We start from the raw sequence: 13,704 nt of genomic DNA on the forward strand, positions 1-13,704 counted from the left end.
GATGTTCTCCGAAGACGCATCATGCGCCAGCGCTCACGTGATGTAGATGTTGCGGGCCAACATATAGAGCGCCACGACGATAATGATAGACGCAAAAACGGTATTCAACGCGCCGCGTCGCAGCGACAGATGCCGCGCCAGGCTGGTTCCCAACAGCCCGCCGAGCAGACCACCCAGAATGAACACCAGCGCGAGTTTCCAGGAGATCAGCCCGGACCAGGCATAGCTCGATGCCGTGGTGAGACCGAAGGCGGTGACCGCCACCAGCGACGACGAGATCGCACTCATGATCGACATGCCCGTGGCCGCCATCAGCGCCGGCACGATCAGAAAGCCACCACCAATCCCGAAGAAGCCGGACAGCGCGCCAGTGACAAGGCCGAGCGCAAGCAGCGAAGGCGTGTTCGACATGCTGATCTCAACCCGGTGCTCGCCGACTTGGGCGCGCGTCTTCAGCATCAGCACGGCGATCACCAGCATCAGGACCGCAAACAGCGCCAGCAGATTCTGCCCGTCCACCTGCTTGCCGAGAATCGAGCCTCCGAGCGCACCGGCGATTCCTGCGGCGGCAAATACCAGCGCGCAGGACCAGTGCACATTGCCGCCACGCGCATGATTGCCGAGATTGACCGCCGCATTGGCCGCGACCGCAATGGCGCTGGTGCCGATCGCGACATGCGGCTCGGGCACGCCCACGACATAGACCATCAGCGGCACAGCGAGGATCGAGCCGCCGCCACCGACCAGGCCGAGCGAGAAACCGACCAGTGCGCCCGAAGCCAGGCCGAGCGCCCCTTGCATCACAGTCATCATAAACGGCCGATTCTCGTTAACGACGGCGCGACCTTAATGGCCTTTTTGGCCCGGCTCCATGCAGTCAGCATCACAAATCCGCTTGCCGGGAAAACGCTGTCGTGACCATCAGCGCACCAGAAGGGTGACGGCGAGCGGCACCAGCAGAGAGGTCACCAGCGCATTCAGGCTCATGGCAATGCCGGCAAAGACACCGGCCACGGCATCCACCTGAAAAGCGCGGGCAGTCCCGATACCGTGCGGCGCCAGCCCGACGGCAAAGCCGCGGGCGCGATAGTCCGTGATACCCATGCGGTTCATCATCGGCGTGACGATGATCGCCCCCATGATGCCTGTGAGCACCACCGCCACCGCGGTCAGCGATGCGTCGGCGCCGAGCGACTCGCTGATGCCCATGGCGACGCCGGCGGTGACCGATTTCGGCGCCAGCGACAGCACCACGTTGTTCGGCAGGCCGAAGGCCTTTGCCAGCAACACGACCGAGACGATCGCCGTGGCACAGCCGACCACCAGCGCGGCGAGCATCGGCACGATCGCTGCCGCCACGACCTTGCGATTCTCATAGAGTGGCACCGCGAGCGCCACGGTCGCCGGACCGAGCAGGAAGTGCACGAATTGCGCACCGCTGAAATAGGTCGTGTAGGACGTCCCGGTCAGCAGCAGGAACACGGCGATGATCCACATCGAGTGGAATACCGGGTTGGCAAACGGATGTCGGCCGGTCGCCAGCGACAGCGCATCGGCCGTCGCATAGACCAGCAGCGTCACGGTCAACCACAGCAGCGGCTGCTGCGAAAGATAGACCCAGAGCGAGAACGGGTTGGCGCTCATGACGCGCTCCGCCCGCGTGTCATGACCCGGCTGATGACGAGAAACGTCGCCACCGTCACCAGTAGCGTGATCACCACCGAGATCGCCAGAACGCCGACGATGGCCGTGCCATGCTCGGCCAGCAGATCGAGCTTCTGCACCACGCCGACACCGGCGGGGATGAACATCAGCGACAGATGCGCGAGCAATCCCCTGGCGGCATTCTCCACGCCGCCGCCCTGCAGCGGCCCCTGCGCGAACAGCACGGCACGGTCACGCAGCAACAGCAGAACGAGCAGCAACAGCATGCCGAGCACCGGGCCGGGCACCGGCCATGCAAAAGCGCGCACGGCGATCTCGCCAGCGAGCTGGCACAGCAGGATCAGGGACAGACTGGCAATCATGGGGACTCCGCGGGTGACGGATCGTTATCGCCCGCGAAGCAAGTGATGTCGATCAACCCCAGCGCGCGGCTGATCCGATCAGGCGGCACCCTTCAGCTTCTTGGTGCATTCGCTGTAGTAGCCGCCGCCTTTTTCGATCCACTTCATGCCGCCATTGGCATTGGCGGCCTTGTTGGCATTGTACTGATCCACGCAGGTGTGCATCCGCGCCTTGCCAGCCGTCTCCTTGGCGTATTTCGGATCGACCGCCGACGGGAAGGTAGCAGGGCCCGACGGAGCCGCAGCTGTCGTCGCTGCCGGCTTGGGGGCTGCAGCAGGTTTCGGCGCAGCCGCAGGCTTGGCTTCGGCAGGCTTGGCTTCGGCAGCCTTCGGCGCCGCGGTTGCAGCAGGCGCAGCGGCGGGCGTCGTCGCAGCGGCATCGGTCCCGCATTCAGCTTTGCGGAAGTCATTCCATTTCTGGCCGTTCAGCGTGCCGGCGGTCTTGGCCGCCTGATATTTTGCACTGCATTCAGTCGCGGTAAGTGCATGGGCCGGACTGAAAGCAAGCAGAGCAAAACTGGACATTGCAATCGCGCAGGCGAATTTGACGGGCATCGTCATGGTGTTCTCTCCCTTTGCTACACAAAGTAAAAATAGACGACGGCATCCTATCGCGACCGCTGCACGTAGCAACGGGACCGTAGCTCCCTGCGAAAAATTATCGTGATCGCACCGTCAAATATATTTCAACTCATTCACCTGCCGTTCAGCCCGGCGCGCCCACGCTGATCTCCCGTTCAATCCGAGGTGCTGCCATGATCCGATTTGCTTCCAGCCTTGCCACTGCCGCCGTTGCCTCAGTCCTGCTGATGGGGGCGGCATCCGCACAGACCGCGGCACCGACGCCGTCGCCGACGACCAAGATGGCGCCCGCCGAGAAGACCGCCCCGGCCGACAAGAAGGCCGAGAAACCCCGCACCGCAGCGTCACTCGAATGTTCGAAACAGGCCGACGCCAAAGGCCTGCATGGCACCGAGCGTCGCAAATTCCGTTCGGAGTGCAAGAAGACCACGAAAACCAACTAAACTCTCGTCATCCGCCTGTCCCTCGCCCGGAAAGCGAGGGACAGGTAGACCACACCGCATTTGTCGCCAGGTACGGACTTTGCCATAAAGCGGGCTCCTTCAGCTTCCCGTGCACATGGCCATCGCTCTTCCCAGCTCCCTGCAGATCCGCACCACCTTCGAGACGCTCGTCATCGGCACGATCGGCGGAGCGCTATTCTATTGGGCGGAATTGCCGGGCGGGCTGATCTCCGGCGCGATGATCGCGGTCGCCGCTTACGGCATCCTCGGCCGCCCGGTCGGCCTGCCGCAGCCGATGGCCCATGTCATCCTGATGACACTGGGCCTGTCGCTCGGCTCGATGGTGTCGCCCGAGATGGTGCACAATCTCAGCGCCTATCCGGTGACCATCGCGCTGCTGGCGCTGGCCACGTTCTGCGCCACCTTCGGCAGCAGCATCTATCTGCAGCGCGTCCATGGCTGGGACCGCACCTCCGCGCTGCTGGCGGGCAGCCCCGGCGCGCTGTCGCAAATCATCATGCTGGCCACCGAGCGCAATGCCGACGTGCCGGGCATCGCGGTCGTGCAGATTTTCCGCGTCATCATCCTCACCGGCATGGTGCCTCTGCTGCTCGCCGCCACCGGCCTGATGGGTCACGGCCCGCTGCCATCGCGCGGACCGGAAGCCTCGCCGCTGGCGCTCGCCGAACTCGCCGCCGCGGCCGTCGCCGTGTCGCTGTTCATGCGCTGGATCAAATTTCCGGCGAGCTGGATGTTCGGCGCGATGATGGCCTCGTCGGTCCTGCACGGCACCGGCTGGGTCCACGGCACGCTGCCGCAATGGGCCTATATCACCGCGCTGGTCGGTATCGGCAGCCTGATCGGCTCGCGCTTCGGCAAGATCTCGCCGCATACCATTCTCAGCCATGTCTGGGCCGCGCTCGGCTCATTCGCAGTGGCCATCGCGATCTCGTCGGTGTTCGTGACGATCATCGCGCTCACCACGACTGCGAAGCTGAGCGATGTCGTCGTCGCTTTCGCGCCCGGCGCCATGGACGCCATGCTCGCACTGGCGCTGACGCTGCATATCGATCCGGTGTTCGTCGGCGCGCATCATCTGTCGCGCTTCATCTATGTCTCGATCGTCACGCCCGGCATCGTGCATCTGTTCGGCAAGGCGCAGGACGATATCGACGATTGATCTTCAGTCTTCGCAGACACCGATCGAAACAATGGAATTGATCTAACAAATATGAGCGCCTTGCAGCGATTGCAGATGCCTGCGTCGCAAGGTCTAGACGTATTCTACTGCGCATCGTAGTGCACCACAGAACCAATCAAGTTAGACGCTCGATCAAGCTGGCGTGACCAGTATCATCGAGGCGTTGAAATGAAATTGAGAACAAGAAAATCGACGAAGCAGACTGCACTGCTTTGCACCGTCAGCGTGATGGCATTGGCAATGGAATTTCCGCGCGATGCATTCGCGCAGGCCAGCCTGCCGCCAGTCACGGTGGATGCTCCGCAGCCCCAACAGCGCGCGCGCAGCACGACAGCAACGAGATCACAGACATCGACACGCGCAACGCGACGCACACGCGCGACGACGCCGCAGATTACACCCGCGCGATCTGTCAATGAGCGAAGCTATAGCGCCGACAACAACAGCTATGTCGCAGGTCAGGCCAGCTCGGCATCGAAGACGAATACGCCGCTGATCGACACGCCGCGCTCGGTGAGCGTCATCGACCGCAAGGAACTCGATGATCGTGGCGTCACCAGCATTCCAGAAGCGGTTCGTTACACAGCCGGCGTCACCACCGGCGCCTACGGCTACGATCCGCGTTTCGATCAGATCTATGTCCGCGGCTTCACGACGACGACGCTCGGCGACTTCCGTGACGGACTGAAGCAGTTCCCCTCCGGCTTCACCACATTCCGGACCGAGCCCTATCAGCTCAACAGCATCGAGGTGATCAAGGGCCCGGCTGCCGTGCTCTATGGGCAGTCCGTCCCCGGCGGCCTCATCGATCGCCGATCGAAATTTCCGGTCGAGAATCAGGTCAACGAGATTTCACTGCAAGGCGGCACCTATGGCCGCATGCAAACGGCGTTCGACATCGGCGGCGCCAATTCCGACAAGTCGCTGCTGTACCGCCTAGTGGGCCTGGGCCGCGCCGGCGAGACCAATTACGACATAGCCGACGAGCGGCTGATGTTGGCGCCATCGATCACCTGGCGACCGACCATCGACACCACGCTGACGGCCTATGCCATCCTGCAGAAGGACGAAACCGACGCCAGCGTCGCCATGCTCAATCGCGACGGCCAGCTGGTGAACGTCAACGGCGCGACCATCAAGCTGCGCTCGAGCGATCCGAAATACGACTATCTGCGGCAGCAGCAGGCGCAGGTCGGCTACAAGCTCGAGCACCGCTTCGACGACGTCTTCACGTTCCGCCAGCACACGCGGTTCGGCGTGCTGCATGCGGAATCGCGCTATGTCAGCGGCAGCTTCGCGACGCCAACATCGACCGTCTATGACCGCGGTGCCGTGGCCGTCGGCGACGACCAGACGAGCTGGCAGACCGACAATGCGCTGCAGGCCGACTTCGCCACCGGCCCGGTCGTCCACCGCACACTGTTCGGCGTGAATTACGATCACAATACCTGGGACTTCAAGCTCGGCCTGGGCGCCGTGAATCCCGGCTATGCGCTCAACATCCTTAATCCCGTCTACGGCATTGCCGGCCCGACCCCGGGCTATACGTCCGGTTCGCGTTCGACGCAGGAACAGGTCGGCGTCTATCTGCAGGACCAGATGCGACTCGGCAACTGGCACCTGTCGGTCAGCGGCCGTCAGGACTGGACCGATCGCACGCAAATCAATTCCTATACGGGCGCCGTCACAGGCGCGCGCAACGACAACGCATTCTCCTACAGCGCCGGCCTGCTCTATCACTTCGAGAACGGCATCGCGCCCTATGTGAGCTATGCGACCTCGTTCCAGCCGGTTACCTCGCTCGGCATCGACGGCATCGTGCTGGCACCATCCGAAGGCGAACAGATCGAAGGCGGCGTGAAGTATCAGCCACGGCCCGACGTGCTGCTCACGGCGTCGATCTACGACCTCAAGGAGAAGAACGCCGCCACGCTCGCCGGCTATGTCAACGGCATCGCCTATTACGCCTCGGTCGGCGAGATCCGCGTGCAGGGCTTCGAACTCGAGGCACGCGCACGACTCACACCGGAACTCGAAACGGTGACGGCCTACACCTATTCCGACGCGGAGATCACCAAGAGCTCGATCACGACCGAGCTCGGCAAGACCCCTGCGGTGACGCCGAAGCACACCGCATCGAGCTGGATGAACTACACCTTCCTGAACGGTTCGCTTGAAGGCCTCGGTCTCGGTGCCGGTGTCCGCTATATCGACGCGACCTGGACGTCGAACGACAACACCTCACGGAACAACGGCTATACGCTGTTCGATCTGGCCGCGCGTTACGATTTCGCCAAGCTTGGACCGAAGTTCGCGGGCTATCAGGCCTCGATCAACGCCAACAACGTCGCCGACGAGCAGGTTGCGGTCTGCAATTCCGGCTACTGCTATTTGAGCCAGGGACGCACGGTGATCGGCACGCTGCGCTATCGCTGGTAGCGGTGCGCCAGCGGGCAGGACCGGCGGCGGATCAGCGCCGTGCGGTCTTGCCGGCGCCCCACAGTGCGATCGCCGCCATCGCCAGCGAGATCAGCACATTGTAGCCGGCCAGCGACAGGCCCAAAAAGCGCCACTGCACCTCGTCGCAGCGGATCACCTTCACGGTGTCGAGGCGCTCCAGCAGGCTGCCCGCCTTGCCGAGATCGACCACCGGCCCCGAACAGTCCGTCGGCCCCTGCCAGAATGTCCATTCGACGCCGGCGTGATAACCGCCGAGCACCGCATTGGCGAGCGCCGCCAGCGCCAGCAGCACGAGGCCGGTCACAACCAAGCCGCGCGGCGCGTCCCTGGCGGCAGCAATCGCCACCAGCACCGCCAACGGGATCGCGAGATAATAGGCATAGCGCTGTTCGAGGCAGAGCGGGCACGGCCGGATATCCAGCACCAGCTGGAAGAACCAGGCCCCCGCCAGCGTCGCCAGTGCAATCAGGCCGACCGCCAGTGCGGCGACCAGCGCCGGGTTGGATGAGGCATGCACGGGCGCGGATTGAGGGGCGGTCTGGGCAGTCACGGTGCTCTCCGGAGTGGCTGTTGCGTCCTATCCCGGGGCACACACCCTGTCGAGGCGGCCCCGATCACACTGGAGTGTGCGCGGCGGCCCGATCGGCCAAACCGCAGGTTGACCCGCCGCCCGCGCCCGCTATATTCCGCCCGCTTCGCGCCCCCGGTCTCCGGCCGGCGTCCGAAGGCCCCTGTGGCGGAATTGGTAGACGCGCTCGACTCAAAATCGAGTTCCGCAAGGAGTGCTGGTTCGATTCCGGCCAGGGGCACCATATTTAGTCATCCCAATCCCAAACGTCCCCCTTAACCACCCGGCGGATTGTGCGGCCGGCAGGCCCCGGATTGCTTCACCTCATCGGGTTCATCTGATCTGTTGGGTTCATGAACGGACGCGATACACGTGATGACGGCATGACCGACCTGAGCAGGCGAGCTATCCTAATCGGGGGCGCCGCATCGATGATGCTGCGTCCCGGCTCATTGGCTGCCCTGCCGCTTCCCGGCCCGTCCGATACCTTTACCGACAGTGTCGGCGTCAATGTGCATATCAGCAGCGAGCCCTATGCGAGTAATTTCGACCGCTTTCACGATCTGCTTGCGACCAGCGGCATTCACCATCTGCGCGACGAGTTGCGCCCCGGCAACGATCTCGATCGCTGGCGCGCGCTGAACAAGCGCTCGAACATCCTGTTCAATGTTGCGGTGTCGCCGGCGACCAACACCGTGCCGGAGATGATGACCTATCTCGCCGCATTAGGCATCGAGCGCGTCTCGGCGATAGAGGGCCAGAACGAGGGCAACAGCGACTGGTTCCTGTCGCTGCCGCTGGCGAAGCCGGGCTGGAGCAATGTCGTCGTGAACTATCAGCGCGAGGTGCACCATGCGCTGCGTGCGCGATATCCGGCGGCGGAGGTACCGCTGCTGTCGCCGAGCGTGATCAACTGGAAGCCCGCCGACGTCGCGCTGCTGCGTCCCGCCGCCCAGTTCAGCGATGCCGTCGCGATCCACTCCTATGTACAGAAGGCGCAAGAGCCGGAGACAACCAACGACTATGCCGCCGTGTCCTGGTATCTGCACAATATGCGCGACGCGTTCAAACCCGGCGCACCCGCGCTGGCGACCGAATGCGGCTATTGCAATGTCGTGAAACCCGGCACCTCCGGCGTCTCGGAGACAGCGGCGGCGCTCTATCTGCCACGGCTGCTGCTTAACAACTTCCGCCTCGGCATTCTCCGGACATTCCTCTACGAATTCTTCGATGGCGGTACCGATCCCGACGACGGAGAGCATCATTGGGGTCTCGTCCGCAATGATGGCTTACCAAAGCCCGGCTACCATGCGATCCAGAATCTCCTGTCAGCGCTAAAGAGCGCGCGCCGTGCTGGCGACAGCCAACCGCTTCGCGTCGCCACGCGGTCGCCCGATCTGCGGCACATCGCGTTTCAGGATGCACAGGGACAACCGCTGCTTGCGGTGTGGCGCGCGGTGCGCTGCTGGAATGTGGAGAAGGCCGAAGACATCCCGGTGCCCACGGAGCCGATCGACATCTCCGTCGATGGTACCGCCGCCTCGCTCTCGTTCAACCGTCCGAATGATGGCACCGACTGGCGGCGCGTGCCAGTGATCGACGGTCGCGCGACGATTCCGCTCGACGGGCGCGTGGCGATCGTCCGGCGTTCCAGCTGAGCTGGTATGACCTGCTGTGGCTTGAACCGCGCTGCCGCGCTTTGTATCCTGCACCTGCGTACGAACTGACGGTGAGCAGCAAAGTCTTTCAGACAAGGTCTTTTAGACTCTGCGGTCCGGCCAAGCATGCGACAGCTTCGCCTTCTGCTCCAAAATATAACGGATTCTCCCCGATATGGACTATGCGCCTTCCGCTCCGGCCCTTGCGGCCGAGACGCACGCTTTTCAGATTCTGCTCGAAGACGGCGCCACGGCCAGCATACGTGTCTATGGAAAAGGCCCACGGATCATCTGCAGCCATGGCAATGGCCTCGCCATCGATGCCTTTCAAAGCTTCTGGCGCCTCTTCACGGATGACTACCAGACCGTGGTGTTCGACTTCCGTCATCACGGTCGGAGCAGTCCGTATCGCCAGCCCATCCCGCATGTCTGGCCGCAGCTCGTCCGCGACTATGAAGCAATCATGCGAGGGATCACACGCGAACTCGGCGCGGCGCCGAGCCTCGGTGCATTTCATTCGATGAGCGCACTGACGACCCTGCTGCATGCTGCCGAATATGAGACGCCGTGGATCGGCATCGTCGGCTTCGAGCCGCCGGCGACGCCGCCAGCGCGCTATCCGGAGTTCCAGAGCTTCCGCACGGAAAATGACAGGCTCGCCGGACGCGCCGCGCGGCGTCGTACCACCTTTCCGAACGTGCAGGAGCTGTTCGAGTCCTATCGCCGCAGCTCGGCATTTGCCGGTGTCGACGATGCCGGACTGCAAGCGCTCGCCGCATCCACGCTGCGCTGGAACGACGACAGGCAGCTCTATGAACTTGCCTGCGCAAGGGAATTCGAGGCCAGCATCTTCACCATGCAGGATCTCCCGGGCGCCTGGGAGCGGATGTGCAGCGTCAGGCTACCGGTGCAGCTCGTCGCCGGTGAACCAAAGACGAGAACCAGCCCGTTCGTCGACATGGAGCGTGCCTTCGCACGCGATGGCGGCTTTGCCTTCACCACCGTGCCTGACGCCTCGCATTTCATGCAGATGGAAAAGCCGGCCGAATGCGCCGCGATCGTCCGCGCTTTCCACGCGGGCCTGACCTGACCGCTCGGGAGTAACGCCGGGCTGCCATGCCGGGCGCGCAACCGGCTGGCAATCGGCCCCAGCCATGCCCACATGGCAAGGGCAATGGGAGCCCCGTCATGACCGCACTTTCGATTCTCGACCTCGTCCGCGTTACCCAGGACACCGATGCGCGCGGCGCGCTCGACAATTCCCGCGATCTCGCCGGTCATGCGGAACGCTGGGGCTATCAGCGCTTCTGGGTCGCCGAACATCACAACATGATCGGCATCGCCAGCGCCGCGACATCGGTGGTGATCGGCCATATCGCAGCGGGGACCAAAACCATTCGCGTCGGTGCCGGCGGCATCATGCTGCCGAACCATGCCCCCATCGTCATCGCCGAACAGTTCGGCACACTGGCGCGACTGTTTCCCGGCCGCATCGATCTCGGCCTCGGCCGCGCACCCGGCACCGACCAGATGACGATGCGGGCGCTGCGCCGCTCGCTGCAGAATTCCGACAATTTCCCGCAGGACATCCAGGAGCTGCAGGCCTATTTTGCGCCGGCCGCCGCCGGTCAGCGCTTGCAGGCGGTGCCTGCCGCGGGCACCGACGTGCCGCTATGGATCCTCGGCTCCTCGACCTATGGCGCGCAGCTCGCCGCGGCCCTCGGCCTGCCCTACGCCTTCGCCTCGCATTTCGCGCCCGAGCAGTTGCTGCATGCCCTGCAGATCTATCACCAGCACTTCGAACCCTCCGAACAGTCGGCGAAGCCGCATGCGATGGTCGGCGTCAACATCATCGCCGCCGACACCGATGCCGAGGCCAAGCGGTTATGGACCACGCAGCAGATGTCGTTCACCAACATGTTCCGCGGCACCCGCGGGCTGAGCGCGCCGCCGATCGACGATATCGAGACCTACTGGGCACCAGCAGAGAAGATGCAGGCCATGGGGATGCTGCGTCGTTCGATCATCGGCTCGAAGGAGACGGTGCGCGCCGGCATCGCCGCGTTGGTCGAGGAGACCGGTGCGGATGAGTTGATGATCGTCTCGGACGTCTACGACCACGCCACGCGGCTGAAATCATACGAAATGATTGCCGAGGCTGCCGCGGGTCTCAACAAGACACCGGCTGAAGCGACCTGCTGAGACCTCTCAGAAATTGATGGTGGTGCGGACGCCGAACACTGCGGCGTCCTTGATGCGCTTCGTCTGTGTGGCGTCGTTGGGATCAACAGCGCCACCAGCAGGATGCATCACATATTGAAACACCGGCTGCACCGCCACGCCAGGTGCGACCATTGCGAGATAAGTCATTTCCAGTACTGCTTCAAAATCGCGGACCGGCGTTGCTATGCCGGTGAAGCGCTGCACGTCGCGATCGAGCGCGCGTGCGCCGTCAGAAACGCGTGCATAGGTCATGGCAATGCCGAACTTGTCGTCGGGCCGCTCGGCCGAGAAGCCTGACACCTGGATGCCGCCATCGAGATAGAAGCTGATCAGATTGCGATCCGATGGACTGATCGATGTGCGCGCAAAGAAGCCGATGCCCTTGTCCGGGCCGAGCGCGCTGAAAGCGAGTCGCTGCTCATAGACCGCGAAGATTCCGCGATTGCCGCGCCGCATCAACGGCTCGCCGGTGCCGAGCGGATCGGCTTGCGACAGACCTTCCGCGGTCCAGCGCTCATCGTCGAACTCGTTAAAGTGATACCAGCCGCCACCCGTGATTGATCCCGGCAATTCCGACGCACCCAGCTTGTAGCCATATTTCAACTGCCCGATCACCCACGGCGGATCGTTGACACGAAATGCGAGGCCGTGAGGATTGCTGATCTGCGGATCAACCGGACCGGGAGCCGCCGCACTGCCGTTAAATACGGCGAGATAGGCCGTGAACTGCTCCGACAGAAACGCCTTCAGGCGCACACCCGGTACCGCGAGCGGCGGCGATGGTCCGCCGGCCGGCAGGATTACGCCGGTGATGCCGGGCCAGCCCAGCGCCGAGTTGACAAAGATGTCGTCATATCTGCTGTCGATGAATTCGAGATCGGACGGCTGCTGACCGACCTTCACCAGCAGCTTTCCGCCGAACAGCGCCTGTTCGATCCAGAACTCATAAAGCCGCGTCGCCGGCAGCGCTTCGATGCCGCTGACCAGCATCAGATTGCCGATATAGTCGCGCGACAAGCCGTTGCCGTGGATCTGATAGACATTGGCGTGAAACGTGGCGCCGCTCCAGCCCACCGCCTTGTCGAGATCGACATCGACGCCGAGATCGAACCGCCCCTCATAGATGGCGCCGCGCCGGATGCCGCCGGATGCATTGCCGAGCGCCTCGCCGATATAAGTCGCCGACAGCGCAACGCCCCATTCGGCAAGCCGGTCATTGATCGGCTTCAGTCCGCTATCGCGCCAATCGCCGGCATGTGCCGATGACAGCGAGATCACGCAACAGGCGACAAGGCCGGCGAGCGCCATCATCGGACGGGCCATCCAGCACGGAAACGCACCGACCATGATGGCTACCTGACAATCCTGAGGCGCTTCATCACGGCATAGGCCGATGCTGACGAAACCAATATCAGCGCGCCCGCCCAGAGAAATCCGGTTTCCGTGTCGGTCAGCGGCAGGCCCTTGGTGTTCATGCCGAAGATGCCGGTGACGAGCGTCGGCGGCAGCAGCAAGGCTGTCAGCACCGAGAGCACACGCAGGCTTTCGTTGCCGCGTTCCTCGATCTGCAGATGCAGTTCTTCCTGCAGCAGCCGGCTGCGCTCGCGCATCTCGACCACATTATGGTCCAGCCCGTCGAGCCGCTGCGCCAGCTTGCCGGCACGCAGCTGCAGAGACGGTTTCAACTCACGCTGACCTTTGGCCTCGAGCCGCTGGAACACGACGCGCAGCCCGGACAGCTGCCGATGCAGCCGCACGCAGGTCCGGCGCAGACGACCGAGCTTCTGCAGCATGTCGCGGGAATCGCCGGAGACCACTTGCTCCTCGATTTCATCAAGCGATATCGCCAAACTGTCGGCGACCCCGTCCATGGTGTCGGCGACATTCTCGACGATGGTCTCCAGCAGCGCGGCCATGCTGTCGATGCGCTGGCCCTGCTCGAGCGAACGACGCGTGGCATCGACGGCGCAGAGTGCATGATGCCGGCCACTGATTAGGAGCCGTTCGGTCATCAAGAAGCGCAGATAGCCGGTGTCTTCGGTCGCCTCGTCGATGTCCCGCAACAGATCAGAGATCACGCCATAGATGCTGTCATCGGTGGCATGGAGCTGCTGATAGGTGTCCTTGGATAGCAACAGGGCACGGGCCTGCTCCGGCGCATGCAATGAAATCTGCGCCAGCCATTGCAGCGCGCGCGCATCAGTCAGGTTGAAATGCAGCCAGAGCAATCCGCCATGGGCAATGTCAATGGTCGCATCGACCGACAATGGCTCTGGCTTGCCGTCGGAATGGATACGAAAGGCCCAGACCAAACCCGGAATCGGCTCGGACGCGTCGGGTATCGGCGTCACTTCTGGGGATGCGACCGGCACCTTAAACTGCATCGGACACCCACCGTTTTTCACACCACGCAATACGCATGCGTCACCAAAAAAATAAAATATCTGCCTGCGGCTCTCCAACTGTGTCGGTCCGCCGCAGGCACTTAATGACACCCTTGTTA

At 63.2% G+C, this 13,704-nt stretch carries 13 protein-coding genes and 1 tRNA gene; 7 read left to right on the plus strand and 7 right to left on the minus strand.

What is annotated here, in order from left to right:
* Positions 1-33: 33 nt before the first annotated feature.
* From A4A58_RS01830 to A4A58_RS01845, 4 genes are all read right to left on the minus strand, one after another.
* Positions 34-813 (minus strand): sulfite exporter TauE/SafE family protein, encoded by a 780-nt coding sequence (locus tag A4A58_RS01830; RefSeq protein WP_068729255.1) that lies wholly within the window; start codon positions 811-813, stop codon positions 34-36.
* Between the two features lie 108 nt (positions 814-921).
* Positions 922-1,644, minus strand: coding sequence for an LrgB family protein (locus tag A4A58_RS01835; RefSeq protein WP_068729257.1), 723 nt, complete (start codon positions 1,642-1,644; stop codon positions 922-924).
* The gene (locus A4A58_RS01840) at positions 1,641-2,027 is read right to left on the minus strand and encodes a CidA/LrgA family protein (protein ID WP_068729259.1); all 387 of its coding nucleotides are present in this window, start codon (positions 2,025-2,027) and stop codon (positions 1,641-1,643) included. Before A4A58_RS01840 ends, A4A58_RS01835 begins: the two co-directional genes overlap by 4 nt.
* Positions 2,028-2,105: 78 nt before the next feature.
* Complete coding sequence (locus A4A58_RS01845) at positions 2,106-2,627, minus strand: hypothetical protein (RefSeq protein WP_068729261.1); 522 nt, start codon at positions 2,625-2,627, stop codon at positions 2,106-2,108.
* A gap of 194 nt (positions 2,628-2,821) precedes the next feature.
* Between A4A58_RS01845 and A4A58_RS01850 the strand changes: the two genes are divergently transcribed.
* From A4A58_RS01850 to A4A58_RS01860, 3 genes are all read left to right on the plus strand, one after another.
* Positions 2,822-3,091, plus strand: coding sequence for a PsiF family protein (locus A4A58_RS01850; RefSeq protein WP_068729263.1), 270 nt, complete (start codon positions 2,822-2,824; stop codon positions 3,089-3,091).
* A gap of 115 nt (positions 3,092-3,206) precedes the next feature.
* Positions 3,207-4,271: an AbrB family transcriptional regulator gene (locus A4A58_RS01855; protein WP_068729265.1), complete on the plus strand. Its 1,065-nt coding sequence runs from the start codon at positions 3,207-3,209 to the stop codon at positions 4,269-4,271.
* 189 nt (positions 4,272-4,460) lie between these two features.
* Positions 4,461-6,731: a TonB-dependent siderophore receptor gene (locus A4A58_RS01860; protein WP_081421658.1), complete on the plus strand. Its 2,271-nt coding sequence runs from the start codon at positions 4,461-4,463 to the stop codon at positions 6,729-6,731.
* 31 nt (positions 6,732-6,762) lie between these two features.
* Here the strand turns inward: A4A58_RS01860 and A4A58_RS01865 are convergent, their stop codons facing one another.
* Positions 6,763-7,302 (minus strand): disulfide bond formation protein B, encoded by a 540-nt coding sequence (locus A4A58_RS01865; RefSeq protein WP_068729269.1) that lies wholly within the window; start codon positions 7,300-7,302, stop codon positions 6,763-6,765.
* A gap of 177 nt (positions 7,303-7,479) precedes the next feature.
* Between A4A58_RS01865 and A4A58_RS01870 the strand changes: the two genes are divergently transcribed.
* The 4 genes from A4A58_RS01870 to A4A58_RS01885 all read left to right on the plus strand — a co-directional run bounded on the left by A4A58_RS01870 (position 7,480) and on the right by A4A58_RS01885 (position 11,180).
* Positions 7,480-7,564, plus strand: a tRNA-Leu gene (locus A4A58_RS01870).
* A 109-nt stretch (positions 7,565-7,673) separates the two neighbouring features.
* Positions 7,674-8,978, plus strand: a complete 1,305-nt coding sequence (locus A4A58_RS01875; protein ID WP_244499626.1) for a hypothetical protein — start codon at positions 7,674-7,676, stop codon at positions 8,976-8,978.
* 175 nt (positions 8,979-9,153) lie between these two features.
* Positions 9,154-10,068: an alpha/beta fold hydrolase gene (locus A4A58_RS01880; RefSeq protein WP_068729271.1), complete on the plus strand. Its 915-nt coding sequence runs from the start codon at positions 9,154-9,156 to the stop codon at positions 10,066-10,068.
* A gap of 98 nt (positions 10,069-10,166) precedes the next feature.
* On the plus strand, positions 10,167-11,180 hold the full coding sequence (locus A4A58_RS01885; protein WP_068729273.1) for an LLM class flavin-dependent oxidoreductase: 1,014 nt from the start codon (positions 10,167-10,169) through the stop codon (positions 11,178-11,180).
* 6 nt (positions 11,181-11,186) lie between these two features.
* On the opposite strand, the gene A4A58_RS01890 is transcribed toward A4A58_RS01885, so the two are convergent.
* Together A4A58_RS01890 and A4A58_RS01895 are read right to left on the minus strand one after the other, a co-directional pair.
* The gene (locus A4A58_RS01890) at positions 11,187-12,548 is read right to left on the minus strand and encodes a carbohydrate porin (RefSeq protein ID WP_244499627.1); all 1,362 of its coding nucleotides are present in this window, start codon (positions 12,546-12,548) and stop codon (positions 11,187-11,189) included.
* Between the two features lie 5 nt (positions 12,549-12,553).
* The gene (locus tag A4A58_RS01895) at positions 12,554-13,585 is read right to left on the minus strand and encodes a transporter (RefSeq protein ID WP_068729275.1); all 1,032 of its coding nucleotides are present in this window, start codon (positions 13,583-13,585) and stop codon (positions 12,554-12,556) included.
* Between the last annotated feature and the right edge of the window lie 119 nt (positions 13,586-13,704).

Source organism: Tardiphaga robiniae (assembly GCF_001618955.1).
Classification (GTDB): domain Bacteria; phylum Pseudomonadota; class Alphaproteobacteria; order Rhizobiales; family Xanthobacteraceae; genus Tardiphaga; species Tardiphaga robiniae_A.